Origin of the sequence: Saccharopolyspora ipomoeae, assembly GCF_029952525.1 — a bacterium.
Taxonomy (GTDB): Bacteria; Actinomycetota; Actinomycetes; order Mycobacteriales; family Pseudonocardiaceae; genus Saccharopolyspora; species Saccharopolyspora ipomoeae.
In genome coordinates this window covers 1-14,838 of record NZ_JASAOF010000040.1, presented here as the reverse complement: position 1 = coordinate 14,838, position 14,838 = coordinate 1, and the positions used below count along the sequence as shown (strand labels likewise).

Sequence of the window (14,838 nt, the reverse complement as noted above, 5' to 3'; positions counted from 1 at the left end):
AGAAGGTCATCGCCACCGCCTTCGCCGACCTCGGCTTCGACGTCGACGTCGGCCCGCTGTTCCAGACCCCCACCGAGGTCGCGCGCCAGGCCGCCGAGGCCGACGTGCACATCGTCGGGGTCTCCAGCCTCGCCGCCGGGCACCTCACCCTGGTCCCCGCGCTGCGCGAGGAACTGGCCGCGATCGGCCGGGAGGACATCATGATCGTCGTCGGCGGCGTCATCCCGCCCGCCGACTTCGACGCCCTCCGCCAAGCCGGGGCCTCGGCGATCTTCCCGCCCGGCACCGTCATCGCCGACGCCGCGTCCGGGCTCCTCGACGAACTCCGCGACCGACTCGAACACTGATGCCACGCACGATCGACATCCACGACTACGCCAAGGGCGTCGTGGACGGCTCGCGCACCAAGCTCGCCCAGGCCATCACGCTGGTGGAGTCCACCCGCGCCGACCACCGCGCGCTCACGCAGGACCTGCTCACCGAGCTGCTCCCGCACAGCGGCGGGGCGCACCGGATCGGCATCACCGGTGTGCCCGGCGTGGGCAAGTCGACGTTCATCGAGGCGCTGGGCTCGATGCTCACCGAGCAGGGGCATCGGGTCGCGGTGCTGGCGGTGGACCCGTCGTCGACGCGCAGCGGCGGCAGCATCCTCGGCGACAAGACCCGGATGGGCCGGCTGGCCTCGGACCCGTCGGCGTTCGTGCGGCCCTCGCCGTCGGCGGGCACGCTCGGCGGGGTCGCGCGCGCCACGCGCGAGACGATCCTGCTGATGGAAGCCGCCGGGTACGACGTGGTGCTGGTGGAGACCGTCGGCGTCGGGCAGTCCGAGGTGACGGTGGCCGGGATGGTCGACTGCTTCCTGCTGCTGTCGCTGGCCCGCACCGGTGACCAGCTGCAGGGCATCAAGAAGGGCGTGCTGGAGCTCGCCGACATCATCGCGGTCAACAAGGCCGACGGCGAGCACGCGACCGAAGCGAAGAAGGCCGCCCGCGAACTCCGCGGCGCCCTGCGCCTGCTCACCCCGGTCAGCTCCTCCTGGACGCCCCCGGTCCTCACCTGCAGCGGCTTGCAGTCCCTGGGCCTGGACACCCTCTGGGACCAGATCCGCCAGCACCACGAAACCCTCTCGGAAACCGGCGAACTCGCGGAAAAACGAGCCCGCCAGCAGATCGAGTGGACCTGGTCCATGGTCCGAGACCAGCTCATCTCCGACCTCACCCACGACCCCGAGGTCCAATCCCTCCTCCCCACCCTCGAATCCCAGGTCGCCGAGGGCACCCTCCCCCCGGGCCAAGCAGCCCAAACCCTCCTCAACACCTTCCGCAGAACCTGAACCGCCTCCGCGACCGGCACCCTCCCGCGTTCAGATCCCCGATTACTCCGGTATTCGGGTTTCTGATTACGGGAGTTTTCCGGGTTGGACACGGAATACCGCCGTAATCGGGTACCCGAATACCGGAGTAATCGGGTCACCCCGGCGTGGCCCCGGGCGAAGGTTCGGGCGGGGACGGGCCGATACTGGGTGGGACAGGACGTCGTGTCGGGTGAGTTGGGACGGTGAGCGCATGCGGATCAGCGTTGATCCGGACTCCGAGGTACCTCCCTTCGAGCAGGTGCGGTCGAGCGTGGCCGAGCAGATCAACGCCGGTGATCTGGCGGTCGGCGAGAAGCTGCCCACCGTGCGGGCGCTGGCCGCTGAGCTGGGGATCGCGGCGAACACCGCGGCGAAGGCGTACCGGGAGCTCGAACAGGCCGGGTTGATCGAAACACGCGGCCGAGCAGGCACTTTCGTCAGCGATGCGGGTGATCAGGCTGCCGCGCGGGCCGCCGAGGCCGCGGCGACCTACGCGCAGATCACCCACGCGCTGGGCATCCCCAAGAACGAAGCGCTCGCGATCGTGCAGGCCGCGCTGAAGGTCTAGGGCTGTCGGGGCGTGCCGCGGAGCCGCATCCTCTTCCACCGCCCCGGCAACCCGCACCGCTGCGCCTCAGGGCCTTCGCGGCGAGCACGCCGCCGGGACGCCACGCACTCCAGGAGCGGGAATCCGGCTCAGGTTCCGCTGAGCGGAGCAACCACGAAGCAGCACTCAGCCGACCTCGCGCTGCAGGGCTCGCATCGTCGTGATCTCGTCCTGCTGGGTGACCAGGGCGTCCTGGGCCATCTCGTGGACCTGCTCGTCGCGGCCGGTGGTGAGCAGCTGCGTCGCCATCGTCAGCGCGCCCTCGTGGTGGGCGATCATCAGCTGCAGGAACAGCCGGTCGTAGTCGGCGCCGCGCGACGCCGCGAGCTGGGCGAGCTGCTCGGGCGTGGCCATGCCCGGCATCGTCGCGTGGTCGTGCCCCGCGTGCCCGGAGTGCCCGGCACCGCGACTGCTCAGCCAGCCCCGCATCATCCCGATCTCCGGCGCCTGCGCGCCGCCGATGCGATCCGACAGGGAGCGCAGCTTCGCGTTCTGCGCGCGCTCGGGCGTCAGCGCCGTCATCTCCACGGCCTGCTCGTGGTGGGCGATCATGTTCCGCAGGTAGTCGACCTCGACCTGGCTCGCCCCGCCCCGATCCGGCTCGGCGCCGGCCACCACATGCGGCTCGTCCCCCGGCGCGCCCGGCAGCACGACCGGCGGCCCGGCCGGGGCCTCGGGCTCCCCCGAGCACCCCGCCACCACGCCCGCGACCAGCAGCATTCCCAGCACCGACGTTCGCGTCATTTCCGCCCCCTCTGGGAAAACCGTGAAAAAACCGCCGAAAAAGCCTATTCCAGCCGTAATCCGGCAACACGATACTGGGTGAACGCGGTCGACCGAAACCGCTGTCGGCGGCTGCCCCGGAAGCGGCCACGACATCCGAACCAGGGGGTGGATCGGCTTTGTTCACTCACTCGACCGGCCGGAAACGCGTGCTGGGAGCCGCGATCGGGGTGCTGGCGCTGAGCCTGTCGCTCGCGCCCGCGACCGCCGCGACCCCGCCGAGCGACGGCCCCGAGCAGTACTCCGCGCAGCAGGTCGCGGCACCGAACTCCGAGATCGACAAGAGCGAGAACGTCGACCACGTCGCGAACCTGCCCAAGCAGGCCCCGTTCAACACCCTGGAGGCCTACGGCACGGACATCGCGTTCAAGCAGGACATCGCCTACGTCGGCAACTACGACGGCTTCGTCGTCTACGACATCGCCAACCCGAAGAAGCCCCGCATCATCACCCAGGTCCAGTGCCCGGGCGGCCAGGGCGACATGTCGGTGTCGGGCGACCTGCTGTTCGTCTCGACCGACTACCCGCGCAGCAACAACACCTGCACCAGCGAGGAGACCGACGCTGCCGACCCCAACGGGTGGGAGGGCATGAAGGTCTTCGACATCAGCGACCCCGCCAAGCCGCGCTACGTCTCGGCGATCGCGACCGACTGCGGTTCGCACACCCACACCCTCGTGCCGGACAAGACGGGCGAGAACGTCTACCTCTACGTCTCGTCCTACGGGCCGAAGGCGGAGTTCCCGAACTGCCAGCCGCCGCACGACAAGATCTCCATCATCAAGGTGCCGCTGGCCGATCCGGCCTCGCCGCAGCTGGTCGACGCCCCGGTGCTGTTCCCGGACGGCGGCAACCCCGGTGCCCCGGACGGCATCAGCGAGACCACCGGCTGCCACGACATCACCGTGTTCCCCGCCAAGGACCTCGCGGCGGGCGCGTGCATGGGTGACGGCGTGCTGTTCGACATCTCCGACCGCGAGAAGCCGCGCGTGATCAACCAGGTCCGCGACGACACCAACTTCGCGTTCTGGCACAGCGCCACCTTCAACAACGAGGGCACCAAGGTCATCTTCACCGACGAGCTCGGCGGCGGTGGCGCGGCGACCTGCAACGAGGCCACCGGCCCGGTGCGCGGCGCCAACGGCATCTACGACATCACCGGCTCGGGCGCGGACTCGAAGCTGGAGTTCAAGAGCTACTACAAGATCCCGCGGCACCAGGCCGACACCGAGAACTGCGTGGCGCACAACGGATCGCTGATCCCGGTCGCGGGCGGGGACTTCATGGTCCAGGCCTGGTACCAGGGCGGGATCTCGGTGTTCGACTTCACCGACTCCACCAAGCCGCAGGAGATCGCCCACTTCGACCGCTCGGCGTTCAACCCGAACGAGCTGCAGCTGGCGGGATCGTGGTCGGCGTACTACTACAACGGCCACATCTACTCCAGCGGCATCCAGGAGGGCCTGGACGTCCTCGACCTGCGCGATCCGCGCACGGACTCGGCCAAGAAGGTCCGCTACGAGGAGTTCAACCCGCAGACCCAGCCCGTCTACGAGAACTAGCACCAGCCCCGAACGCCCTCGCCGCGCTCCGCGGCGGGGGCGTTCGGCGTTTCAGACCAGGAAGGCCGGGACGTCGAAGGACAGCATCGGGGAGCCGAAGAGCGGGCCCGCGACGACGGCGCAACCGATGTCCTGCCAGAGGGCGAGCTGCTCCTCGGTCTCGACGTGGTCGACGCAGAGCCGAACACCGCTCATCAGCGGGATCAGGCCGCGCAGGGCCTGGATCTCGGGCGTCTCCGGCGACTCCGCCGCGTGCACCAGGCGGACGACCTCCTCGGACAGCCGCACCGAGTCCACCGGCAGCTCGCGCAGCAACCGCAGCTCGCCGGGAGATCCGGTGAAGTCGTGCAACGACGCCTCGATACCGCGAGCCCTCAGGTGCCGCAGGTTCTCCCGAGCTTCCTCGTTCTCGCTGATCGCGGCGATCGGCATGCACAGCCGCAGCAGGCCCGGGTCGAGCTCGGACTCGTCGAGGACCTTGTGCACCACCGCCGCCAGGTCGGGATCACGCCCCTGGTTCGGGCTCAGCGCCAGCGACAGGGACACCCGGTGCCCGTCGGCGCGCCACTCCCCCAAGTGCTGCCAGGCGGTCTGCAGCATCCAGTCCCGCATCGCCAGCGTGACCCCGGAGCGCTCCGCCAGCCGCGTGCAGTCGGTGTGCTCGATGACGCCGAAATCGCCCGTGTCCCAGCGGAACTCGGCCTCCATCGTGCAGAGACCGCGGTCGGGCAACCGGATCGACGGCCGGTAGACGACGTCGAACTCGCCCATCTCCAGGCCGCCCGGCATGATCGCCGCGAGCTGGCTCTCCTCGCGCTCCTCCGGTGCCAGGTCCGGGTCGAACAGCGCCCACTGCCGCTTGCCCGCGGCATCGGCGCGCCGCAGCGCGACGTCGGCGGCCCAGAGCATGTTCGCCGCGTCGGCCTCGCCGACCGTCCGCTGCACCACGCCGATGCTGGCGGTGGCCGCGATACCGCGACCGCCGACGTAGACGGGTTCGGCGAGCATCTCGTTGATCAGCTGCGTCATCACCGGCACCGACGGGGTGTCGGGCTGCTCCCAGACCAGCAGCGCGAACTCGGTGCCGCCGTAGCGCGACACCAGCGCCTCCTCGTCCTCGACGAGGTGCTCCAGCCGGCGCGCGACGGTGCGGATGAGCTGGTCGCCGACGGCGTAGCCGAGCCCGTCGTTGATCAGCTCGAAGCCGTCCAGCCCCAGCTGGTACAGCGCCAGCCGCGCGTCGCGGGGCAGGTTGACCAGCGCCGCCTCCAGCCGGGTGTGGAAGAAGCCCCGGTTCGGCAGGCCGGTGAGCGCGTCGTGCAGCGCCTGGTGCTGGAAGCGGTCCTGCAGCAGGTGCAGCTCGGTGATGTCCTCGACCATCGTGACCACGCCGCACGGGGTCCCGTCGGCGCCGTGCAGCACCGACACGCCCAGGAAGCACCAGGCGGCCTCGCCGTCGGCGCGCACCAGCCGCTTCCGGTCGCTGATCCGCGTGGCCCTCGCGCCCTCGACGAGCTCGCGGTAGGAGGCGCTCAGGTACTCGGCGTCCTCGGGGTGGAAGAGCCGGTCGATGCACATCGGCGCCAGGTCGTCGGCGTGATACCCCAGCACTCGCTCGAACGCCGGGTTGACCTGCACGAACCGGCCTCGGAGGTCGGTGATGGCGACGCCGATCGGGGTGGAGGTGAACACCTCGCTGAAGCGGGCCTCGCTGGCCTTGAGCTCCCGGTCGGTCTTGAGCTTGGAGCTCAGCAGCGCCTTGTTCAGGGTCTCCTGCTGGGCGAAGGTGTTCTCCCGGTCCGCGGCGGCGTACCCGGCGGCGACCTCGGTGAGCACCGACAGCAGCGCGTCGACCTCGACGCCGTCCGAGAGCAGCGCGTCCTGAAGGATTCTCAGGCTCACCGACAGGCTTTCCTCGCCGGTGGCCCGGATCTCGACGAGCCGAGAGCCCACGACGCGCCCGACCTCGGCGGCCTTCTCGGTGTCGGCGAGCGCGACGACGATCTGGTCCAGCAGGTCCGCCAGGGACTTCGCGACGTCCTCGCGCGGGAGGGGGAGGTAGGAGGTGGTGCTCAGCTCTGCGGCCCAGCGGCGCGCGACATCATCGCGCCACACGGTTTCCGGAGGTAGCCCGTCCGGATCACCCTCGGTCATCTCACCCGTCCGTCAGCGTCAGCCCGGCGAAGCGAATAGGTCCGCGCACCTCCCCGGCGGCGCGCACCCGCACAGGATACCGGGCGCGCACCACAGCGGAGTCACGACGGCCGCATCAGGATCGATCAACCTGATGACCTCAGTGGGCCTCTTCCAGGGTTTCGCCGTCGGCGACCAGGGCGTCGAGCATCGCGGTGTCGTCCTCGTCGAGGACCAGGGTGGCGGCGGCGGTGTTCTCCTCCAGGTGCTCGACGGAGGAGGTGCCCGGGATGAGCAGGATGTTGGAGGCGCGGTGCAGCAGCCAGGCCAGCGACACCTGGGCCTGGGTGGCGCCGTGCTTGTCGGCGACGGACTTGAGCGCGTCGTCGCCGCGCGCCCGGCTGTCGGCGAAACCGGAGCCCAGCGGGAAGAACGGGACGAACGCGACCTCGGCCTCGGTGGTGGCGCGCAGCAGCGCCGCCGAGGTGCGGTTGACGACGTTGTAGAGGTTCTGCACCGAGGCGATCGTGGTGATCGACCGGGCCTCCTCGAAGTGGTCGAGCTCCACGTTGGACAGTCCGACGTCGCGGATCAGCCCCTGTTCCTTCAGCTCGTGCAGCGCGCCCACCTGGTCGGCGAAGGCGATGCCGTCCTGCGGTCCCATGTCGCGCAGGTAGACCAGGTCGAGGACGTCGACCTTGAGGCGGCGCAGGTTGTCGTGGACCTGCGCGCGCAGCGCGTCGGGGTGGTTCAGCGGCAGCCAGTTCACCTTGTCGTCGCGGTAGGCGCCGATCTTGGTGGCCAGCACCAGGTGCGCGTCGTAGGGGTGCAGCGCCTCGGCGATCAGCTCGTTGACGACCCACGGCCCGTAGAAGTCGCTGGTGTCGATGTGGTCGATGCCGAGCTCGACGGCGCGCCGCAGGACCGCCAGCGCCCGGTCGCGGTCGGCGGGCGGGCCGAAGACGCCCGGCCCGGCCAGCTGCATCGCGCCGAACCCGACGCGGTTGACCGTCAGGCCCGCGTCCAGCGGGAACTTGCCACCCAGAGCATTCGCAATCGTCACGCCGCGATGCTGCTAGAAAACCGACCACGCGGCAAGAAATGGTGCCGATCCCCACCTACACCTGAGGCATCAGCAGCAGCCAGAAGCCACCGACCAGCAGGGACGCCAGCCCGAACAGGTACCACAGGAACATCCACGCTCCCCCGGCCACGCCGGTCAGCCGGGCCAGCTGGTCGGCGTCGGAGTCCCCGGCCCGCCCGCGCCGGCGCTTGCGACCGAGCTCGCTGATCGGCCGGATCCCGCCGATGAGCAGGAACCAGCACAGCAGCGCCGCGCACAGCGCCTGCCACGACGGGCTCGCCAGCCACGACACCGCGCCGAGCGCACCACCGGTGACCACCACCGACAGCACGCCGTAGGCGTTGCGCACCGCGAGCAGCATCAGCGCGAGCAGGACGATGCAGCCCCACAGCATCCAGCTCTCGCGGTCGGATGTGACCAGCCACGCGCCGGCCAGCCCCAGCAGCGACACCGCGGGATAGCCCGCGACCAGCGTGAACACCATGCCGGGGCCGTGCGCGCGGCCGGTGGAGACGGTCAGCCCGGAGGTGTCGGAGTGCAGCCGGATGCCGTTGAGCTTGCGGCCGCTGAGCAGCGCCACGACGGCGTGCCCGCCCTCGTGGGCGATGGTCACCACGTTGCGCAGGGGTAACCAGGTGCCGCGGTGGAGCACCAGGACGAGCGCGATCACCCCGGCGATCAGCGCCGCGACGTTGCCGGAGTCGAGCAACCGCGCGGTGGCGTTGCGCACCAATTCGTCCACACCAGATCCGAACTACTAGAGGCCGTTTCGCGGCCCAACCCTAGCGGTCACCGGAAGTAGTTCGGTACGTCCAGGACTCCTCCTGCGGCTTCGAACTCGTCGCGGACGGCGGCTCGGAGGTCACCGTCCGCGAGGTAGTCCACTGTGGTCAGCGCGAGGCCGACGGCGCCGTCGATCACCGCCGCGTCTCCGGCCTCGGAACCCGCTGCGGCGGCGAAACCTTCGGTGTGCAGCGAGAGGTTCGCGTCGCCCAGTCCGATCATCGGGTGGATCGCGGGCATCCGGAAGCTGAGGTTCCCCAGGTCCGTCGAGCCGGTCAGGTAGTCGGGGACGACGCCGCGCGGCAGCGAGGTGCGGCCGCGCCTGCTCTGGTGCCCGGCCCACCGGGCGGCGAGGGTGTCGTTGTGCCGGATCGGCAGGTAGGCGGGGTTGTGGTCCCAGTTGAGCTCCACGCCGCAGCCGGTCATCTCGGCCGCCCCGCGCGCGATCGACTCCACCCGCCGCGCGAGGTCCTGCAGCGAACCGGGTTCGGCCGAGCGCACGTAGAACAGCGCTGCGGCCCGGTCGGGAACGACGTTGGGGCGCTTGCCGCCATCGGTGATGACGCCGTGCACGCGGTCGGTGGACGGCATGTGCTGGCGCATCGCCGCGATGCCCTGGTAGGCCGCCACGACCGCGTCGAGGGCGTTGCGGCCCATGAACGGCTGGGCGGAGGCGTGCGCGGCCACCCCGTGGAAGACGATCTCGACCTGCCTGCGGCCGAGGAACGGGTGCGCGGCGATGTCGTGCGAGAACGGGTGCAGCATCACCACGGCGTCGACGTCGTCGAAAACCCCCGCCCTGGCGAGGTGTTCCTTGCCGCCCCCGCCCTCCTCGGCCGGGGTGCCGACGAGGCTGACCCGGCCACCGGTGCGCTCGGCGACCGGGGCCGCGGGGTTGTGGACCGCTGAAGCGGCGGTGTTCTGGACCGCTGAAGCGGCGGGGTCCAGGACCGCTGAAGCGGCGGGGTCCAGGACCGCTGAAGCGGCGGCGAGGAACCCGCCGACACCGGCCGCGCAGATGATGTTGTGGCCGCAGCCGTGCCCGATGCCGGGCAGCGCGTCGTACTCGGCCAGCACCGCCACGTGCGGACCGCCGCTGCCCACGCCCGCGCGCAGCGCGGTGTCCAGACCGCCGACGCCGACCTCCACGTCGTGCCCGAAGCCCCGCAGCAGCTCGGCGACCCGGGCGACCGAGCGGTGCTCGGCGTAGGCCTCCTCCGGGTGCGCGTGCAGGTCGTGGCTCAGCGCCAGCAGGTCGTCGCGGTGCTCGGTGACCCACCGCTCGGCCGCGGTCAGCAGCGCCTCGTCGGCGCCGGCGTGCGCGGAGCGCAGGGGTTCGGCCGTCGCCACGGCCTTCTCGGTGGCCGCGGCGACCGCGCGCAGGTAGGACTCGTCGGGCTGAACGGGCTGCATCACACCCCGACTCTAGGCCGCCGGTTGAACGGCCACATCACTCCGAGGTAACCGGTTCCAGCACCCGGTGCGCCAGCAGCGTGCCGCCGACCACGGCGGCCGGGATGACCAGCAGCTGCAGCACGGGGACCAGGCACAGCAGGTAGGCGGGCAGCCCGAAGCCGAGCGTCATCGCCTTGTGCTCGCGCAGCGCGCGGTGGCGTCGGCCGAAGGCCAGGCCGCGCCGCTGGAACACCAGCCCCACCATCTCCAGGCTGATCACCCACGCGCCGAACAGCGCGCCCAGCACGACCCCGGCGATCTGGCCCGCGACCGGGATGAACCCGATGATCAGCAGCACGACGGCGCCGACCACCGCCACGGCGACGAGCTTGAGCGAGTCCCGGACGCCCCGGCCGAGCTGGCGGGCGAAACCGGCGCCGTCGTCGGAGGTGTCCAGCCCCAGCTGCTCCTCGGCCTTCTCCGCGATGTGCTCGTAGAACGGTCCGCCGATGAGCAGGGTGAGCGCGATGAACGAGATCGACCCCAGCACGGCGGCGGCGCCGACCAGCGCCGCGCCGAGCAGGATCCGCAGCCCCTTGCGGGCGAACTCGGCCCAGCCGTCGGCGAACGGCGTCATCCAGGTGGTCAGGTCACCGCTGAAGTAGATCAGCGTCCCCAGGGTTCCCAGCAGCAGCAACGCGCTGATCAGAGCGGGGATGGCACCGAGCAGCAGCAGTCTCGGGCTGCGCAGGATGATGCCCAGACCGGAGCCCAGTGCGCGGATTCCGGCGGCGAAGGAACTCATTGCGTCCACTCCCGTGATCGGCGATCTTGATCCACCGTACTGGAAGGTCGGTGAGCGGTTTCACCGATCGACCAGGAGTTGATCGAGGGTGAGTTAGGTTAGCCTCTCTTGGGCTACAGCTTCGGGTGAACCGCCCGGAACCGGACGATGAAGGACTTCGGCTATGACTCCTCCCCCCAGCGTGATCGGCCGTCGGGGCTTCCTGGCGGGCGCGACCGGCCTCGTTGCGGCGGGCCTGGCCGCGTGCAGCGGCGGCGCCACGAGCCCGGGCGGGGCCACCCCGTCCGGCCCCGGGTTCCCGGTGCGCATCCCCAACCGCTACGGCGCGGCCGACATCCAGGCGGCCCCGCAGCGCGTGGTCAGCCTGGGCATCACCGATCACGACGTGCTGCTGCCGCTGGGCGTCATCCCGGCCGGTCTGACCCAGTGGGGGCCGTGGGACAGCGGCGTCGGACCGTGGGTCGAGCCGATGCTGGGCGGGCAGCGGCCGAAGGTCTTCGGCAGCGAGGTCGACGTCGAGGGCGTCATCGCCCTGGCACCCGAGGTGTCCCTGGCGGTGCAGAGCGCGCTGACGCAGGAGCAGTACAACCGGCTGATGAGCTTCGCCCCGGTGGTGGCGCAGCCGCCGAACTCCATCGACTACGGCGTCAACTGGCGCGTGCAGGCCGAGACCATCGGCCAGGCCCTCGGCAAGCAGGCCGAGGTCGCGAGGCTCCTGGAGCAGACGCAGGCGCGCATCGACGAGACCCGCAGGGCCAACCCGGTTTTCGAGGGCAAGACGCACGTCGTTGTCCGCACCGACGCCGCGGGCACCTACGCCGCCTACACCAAGCAGGACGCCCGCACGGCGCTGCTGGAGCAGCTGGGCCTGCGGCTGTCACCGGCGATCGAGGGCATGGACAGCGGCGGCAAGTTCAACGTCAAGGTCAGCAAGGAGCAGGTCTCGCTGCTCGACGCCGACGTCGTCATCGTCACCACGGCCAAGGCCAACGACGTCGAAGCGGTCCGCGACGACCCGCTGCTCAACAACCTCCCGGCGGCCAAGCGCGGGTCCCTCGTCCTCCTCGACGACTACGACCTCACGATGGCCCTGGGCTCGGCGACGGTGTCCAGCATCCCCTTCGCCCTCGACCACCTCACCCCGAAGCTCCTCGACGCCCTCAGCTGAGGCGGTCCCGGGGGATTCGACGCGGCGGTCGAATCCCCCGGCCGCGTCAGGCCTTGAGGGTGTCGACTAGGTCCGCCCACGGCTTCCAGGGGCTGTCCGGCTCCGGCTGGTGCGCGGTGCGCATGTCGCCGTCGCGGCCGACCGCGAACAGCGTGCAGGCGCCGTCCGGTCGGCTGATGGCGACCGGGTCTCCCTCCAGCTCGCCGCCCAGGTCGGTCCACGCGGTCCAGCCGCCGTGCGCCACCTGCTGCTCGGCGGTGTGGACCGCGCCCGAGGTGTCGCGGACGAAGACCTCCAGGCGCCCGTTGGGGTTCAGGCCGACGGCCGGGGTCCCGGTGAAATCGCCGCCCAGGGCCGACCAGCTCCCGCCCTCGCCGGGCCGTTCCAGGCAGTAGAGCTGCTCGTCGTCGCCGACCGCGAACAGCACCGTCACGCCGTGGGCGAGGGTGACCACCACCGGGTCCCCGGCCATGCTGCCGCCCAGGCTCTTCCAGTCCGACCAGCCCGCGCCCGCCGTGCCCTGCTCGGACATCACGACCTCGCGCCGGGCGTTGCGGGCGAACACCGACACGGCCCCGTTGGGCCCGAGCGCCACCGCCGGGCGGCCGATCAGCTCGCCGCCGTGGTCGTCCCAGTCGGTCCAGTGCCCGCCGCGACCGGCCTGCGCGGCGCTGTGCAGCGTGCCGTCCTGACCGACCGCGTACAGCGCGATCGCCCCGTCCGGCCGCAGCACCGCCACCGGGTCGTCGGTGATCCGGCCGCGCAGCCCGATCCACGGACCCCACTTGGCGCCCTGCTTCGGGCAGGACGAGGTGATGACCTCGCCGTTGTCGTCGCGCACGAAAACCGCCATCCCGCCGGACGGTTCGCGCACCGCCACCGGACGACCTGCGGGCTCGCCACCGATGCCCAGCCAGCCGACCCAGTCACCACCGGGCTCGACCTGCCACGCCGTGACGACCTCCCCGGACAACGACGTCGCGAACGCGGACAGCGCCCCGTCCCGGCCGGGCAGGATCCCGGTCCCGAACACGGCGGGCACCACGGGCTCCGGCGCAGGAGGCGGGGTCGGGGCAGGCGGCGGCACCGGCGGTCGACCCTGCTGCGGAGGCGGCGGATTCGGACCGGGCGGAGGAGCGCTCACACCGCGCGCTGTCTCGTCGATGAGCCGACGGGCCTCCGCCTCGCGCTGGTCGTAGCGCTCCGGGTGCGCGGAGTCCTGCACGTCCTGCGCGAGCTCTCCCGCGCTGCGCCGGTTGTTCTCGCGCTCCTTCTTCAGCGCCGCTTCGAAGAACTTCGTCGCCGCGTACCGCACGTCCATCAACTGCTGCGGCGTTCCCCACCACTCCGGACGCTGCTGGAAGACACCGAGCGAAGTGCTGTGCCCCCAGTTGAGGTTCGACATCTGGGACTCGACCAAGCCCGTCTCGAACGCGGCCAGCATCACGTAGTCGGAGACCTTCATGTGCTTGCCGACCAGGTAGACGATCCGCATCACCGCCGGATCCGGCGGACCCGGGTTCCCGGCACGAGCCGGAGGGCTGTCCGGGATCGGCGGAAGCGGCGGCGGCCCCTGCGGCTGGCCCTGCGGAGGCTGGGGCTGCGGGGGCTGGGGCTGCGGAGCCGGTCCCGGCGGATTCGGCTGCGGGGCAGGATGGTTCATCGCTGCCGACACGTGCGCTCGGAACTGGTTCAGATCGACGTTGCCCGGGTCGATCTTGCCGGTCACGCTCGTCTCCTTGTGCCCCCTGGTGTGCTCGGCGGGAACCCGGAGGTGGCGGAGCACGGCAGCGGTCGCGCGCACTGCCGCGTCGTACTGCTCGCGGGACGGGTGCTGCTCCACGCCCTGGTAGTCCCACTCGAATCCGATGTAGATGTCGTTCCCGCTCCCTGCAGCGGGCATCGGACCGGAGGCCTTGGCTTCACCGGCGTGGTTCGCCCTGCCTGCGGCGACCAGGTGGATGGAGCCGTCCAGCCCGATCAACGCCTGGCACAGCGGTCCTTCCAGGTCGGAGCGGCCGTTGACGCACATGTTGAGCGTCGGCACCGGGTTCTGCGGCGAGGTGCGCGTCGCGGTGTGGTGCTGAAGCACTCCTATGGGCGCCGGCGGCCGTCCCTCGGCGGCGCGGTCGCGCCACCCCTCGGTCTCGTGCACGTTGAGCCCGGCCCCGCGCAGGACGTCGAGCAACCAGATGAGTGGCTGTGCCATTCTTCCTCCCCTTGACCATTCAGGTCGGCTTGGTCAGCCGCCCCAGACGTTGCGGAACGCGGTGGCGTCGACGAGTCCTCCGCGACAGACGGCGCCGCGTCCCCACACCGACTTGATCGCCTTGTCATCGCCGGGCGGCGTGAACTGGAGCGTCTCCGGCTCCACGCACGGCGACTGGTAGATGTCCCAGGTCAGATCCAGCCCTGCGCTCTGGCTCTGCTGGATGGTGATCGTCGGCGGGTTCGCCTGCAGGCGGTTGAGCTCGGTGTCGACGGGCTTGCCCTCGAAGTCCACGAATTGCAGTCCGCCGTAACCGCGGATCTGGCACGGCCGACCGCCGATGTTGGTGACCTTCAGAGTCATGTGCGACCCGTCGGCCTGCGGGTAGTTCGGATCCAGCTGCAGCTGCAACTCCTCGGCGGCGCAGGCCAGGCCGTCCTCGGCCTCGGGCTCCTTCGACCTCGTCGCCGTCTCGGAATCATCCGAAGTGGACTCCGAGGTCTCCTCGGAGCTGCTCGTCCCGCTCTCCTGCGGCGCGGGTTGGGTCACGGTCACCGTCGCCGGTGGCTGCTGGGCCTGCGGGGCCATCTGGCCGCAAGACACGGTCGTCGCGGCAGCTGCGGCGACGACCGCCGCGAGGCGCTTCCCCCTGGTTGTCAACACTTTCGGTCTTGTCCTCCCAGTTGCGTCGGCCTCGAAGGGCCGGAATCCGGGGCGGGAGTCTTCCAAGCGGATCTTGCTCGTCAGGACCGATTAGTTGAAAACGCTGGACAGATCACTGAATCGGCCGAATCAAGTGCTCGGGGTAATCGATGACGCAACCCGATCAGCGGTGTCGGCAATTCATGATCGATTGTTAGCGGCGAGCGAATAGATGAGTGATTCCACTCAGGGGCAAACACTTTTCGGAATGCGAAGAGCGGGCGTTGTCGACCACCCCCAGGGGTCGACAACG

Annotated in this window: 13 protein-coding genes; 5 read left to right on the top strand and 8 right to left on the bottom strand. The window is 70.6% G+C overall.

The genetic code is table 11. The features are described from left to right. The 3 genes from QFW96_RS30015 to QFW96_RS30005 form a co-directional block, all read left to right on the top strand. On the top strand, positions 1-347 hold a 347-nt coding region (locus QFW96_RS30015), incomplete at its 5' end, for a cobalamin-dependent protein (RefSeq protein WP_281459127.1). After that, positions 347-1,333 (top strand): methylmalonyl Co-A mutase-associated GTPase MeaB, encoded by a 987-nt coding sequence (meaB, locus tag QFW96_RS30010; RefSeq protein ID WP_281459126.1) that lies wholly within the window; start codon positions 347-349, stop codon positions 1,331-1,333. The genes QFW96_RS30015 and meaB, both read left to right, overlap by 1 nt. A gap of 232 nt (positions 1,334-1,565) precedes the next feature. Further along, positions 1,566-1,922, top strand: a complete 357-nt coding sequence (locus QFW96_RS30005) for a GntR family transcriptional regulator (RefSeq protein WP_281459125.1) — start codon at positions 1,566-1,568, stop codon at positions 1,920-1,922. Between the two features lie 165 nt (positions 1,923-2,087). Here the strand turns inward: QFW96_RS30005 and QFW96_RS30000 are convergent, their stop codons facing one another. Beyond that, positions 2,088-2,705 (bottom strand): DUF305 domain-containing protein, encoded by a 618-nt coding sequence (locus QFW96_RS30000; protein ID WP_281459124.1) that lies wholly within the window; start codon positions 2,703-2,705, stop codon positions 2,088-2,090. Between the two features lie 158 nt (positions 2,706-2,863). On the opposite strand from QFW96_RS30000, the gene QFW96_RS29995 reads away from it, so the two are divergent. Continuing rightward, positions 2,864-4,306: an LVIVD repeat-containing protein gene (locus QFW96_RS29995; RefSeq protein ID WP_281459123.1), complete on the top strand. Its 1,443-nt coding sequence runs from the start codon at positions 2,864-2,866 to the stop codon at positions 4,304-4,306. Between the two features lie 51 nt (positions 4,307-4,357). On the opposite strand, the gene QFW96_RS29990 is transcribed toward QFW96_RS29995, so the two are convergent. The 5 genes from QFW96_RS29990 to QFW96_RS29970 all read right to left on the bottom strand — a co-directional run bounded on the left by QFW96_RS29990 (position 4,358) and on the right by QFW96_RS29970 (position 10,506). After that, on the bottom strand, positions 4,358-6,460 hold the full coding sequence (locus QFW96_RS29990) for a putative bifunctional diguanylate cyclase/phosphodiesterase (RefSeq protein WP_281459122.1): 2,103 nt from the start codon (positions 6,458-6,460) through the stop codon (positions 4,358-4,360). 139 nt (positions 6,461-6,599) lie between these two features. Further along, on the bottom strand, positions 6,600-7,502 hold the full coding sequence (locus QFW96_RS29985; protein ID WP_281459121.1) for an oxidoreductase: 903 nt from the start codon (positions 7,500-7,502) through the stop codon (positions 6,600-6,602). Positions 7,503-7,557: 55 nt separating this feature from the next. Further along, positions 7,558-8,265, bottom strand: a complete 708-nt coding sequence (locus tag QFW96_RS29980; protein ID WP_281459120.1) for a M50 family metallopeptidase — start codon at positions 8,263-8,265, stop codon at positions 7,558-7,560. A 47-nt stretch (positions 8,266-8,312) separates the two neighbouring features. Beyond that, positions 8,313-9,719, bottom strand: coding sequence for a M20 family metallopeptidase (locus QFW96_RS29975; protein ID WP_281459128.1), 1,407 nt, complete (start codon positions 9,717-9,719; stop codon positions 8,313-8,315). A gap of 37 nt (positions 9,720-9,756) precedes the next feature. Further along, positions 9,757-10,506, bottom strand: coding sequence for an EI24 domain-containing protein (locus QFW96_RS29970; RefSeq protein WP_281459119.1), 750 nt, complete (start codon positions 10,504-10,506; stop codon positions 9,757-9,759). A 163-nt stretch (positions 10,507-10,669) separates the two neighbouring features. On the opposite strand from QFW96_RS29970, the gene QFW96_RS29965 reads away from it, so the two are divergent. Then, the gene (locus QFW96_RS29965) at positions 10,670-11,674 is read left to right on the top strand and encodes an iron-siderophore ABC transporter substrate-binding protein (protein ID WP_281459118.1); all 1,005 of its coding nucleotides are present in this window, start codon (positions 10,670-10,672) and stop codon (positions 11,672-11,674) included. Between the two features lie 46 nt (positions 11,675-11,720). Here the strand turns inward: QFW96_RS29965 and QFW96_RS29960 are convergent, their stop codons facing one another. Both QFW96_RS29960 and QFW96_RS29955 read right to left on the bottom strand, forming a co-directional pair. After that, a complete protein-coding gene (locus tag QFW96_RS29960) occupies positions 11,721-13,883 on the bottom strand; it encodes a DUF8189 domain-containing protein (protein WP_281459117.1) in 2,163 nt (720 codons plus the stop codon). A 33-nt stretch (positions 13,884-13,916) separates the two neighbouring features. Beyond that, entirely contained in the window at positions 13,917-14,546 is a 630-nt protein-coding gene (locus QFW96_RS29955; protein ID WP_281459116.1) for a DUF4232 domain-containing protein, read from the bottom strand. Positions 14,547-14,838 lie beyond the last annotated feature (292 nt).

Excerpts from the sequence above, each read along its gene's own strand:
- QFW96_RS29965 (WP_281459118.1), top strand. The coding sequence starts at position 10,670 with ATGACTCCTCCCCCCAGCGTGATCGGCCGTCGGGGCTTCCTGGCGGGC.
- QFW96_RS29970 (WP_281459119.1), bottom strand. The coding sequence starts at position 10,506 with ATGAGTTCCTTCGCCGCCGGAATCCGCGCACTGGGCTCCGGTCTGGGC.
- QFW96_RS29960 (WP_281459117.1), bottom strand. The coding sequence starts at position 13,883 with ATGGCACAGCCACTCATCTGGTTGCTCGACGTCCTGCGCGGGGCCGGG.
- QFW96_RS29990 (WP_281459122.1), bottom strand. The coding sequence starts at position 6,460 with ATGACCGAGGGTGATCCGGACGGGCTACCTCCGGAAACCGTGTGGCGC.
- QFW96_RS30005 (WP_281459125.1), top strand. The coding sequence starts at position 1,566 with ATGCGGATCAGCGTTGATCCGGACTCCGAGGTACCTCCCTTCGAGCAG.
- QFW96_RS29975 (WP_281459128.1), bottom strand. The coding sequence starts at position 9,719 with ATGCAGCCCGTTCAGCCCGACGAGTCCTACCTGCGCGCGGTCGCCGCG.
- QFW96_RS30000 (WP_281459124.1), bottom strand. The coding sequence starts at position 2,705 with ATGACGCGAACGTCGGTGCTGGGAATGCTGCTGGTCGCGGGCGTGGTG.
- meaB (WP_281459126.1), top strand. The coding sequence starts at position 347 with ATGCCACGCACGATCGACATCCACGACTACGCCAAGGGCGTCGTGGAC.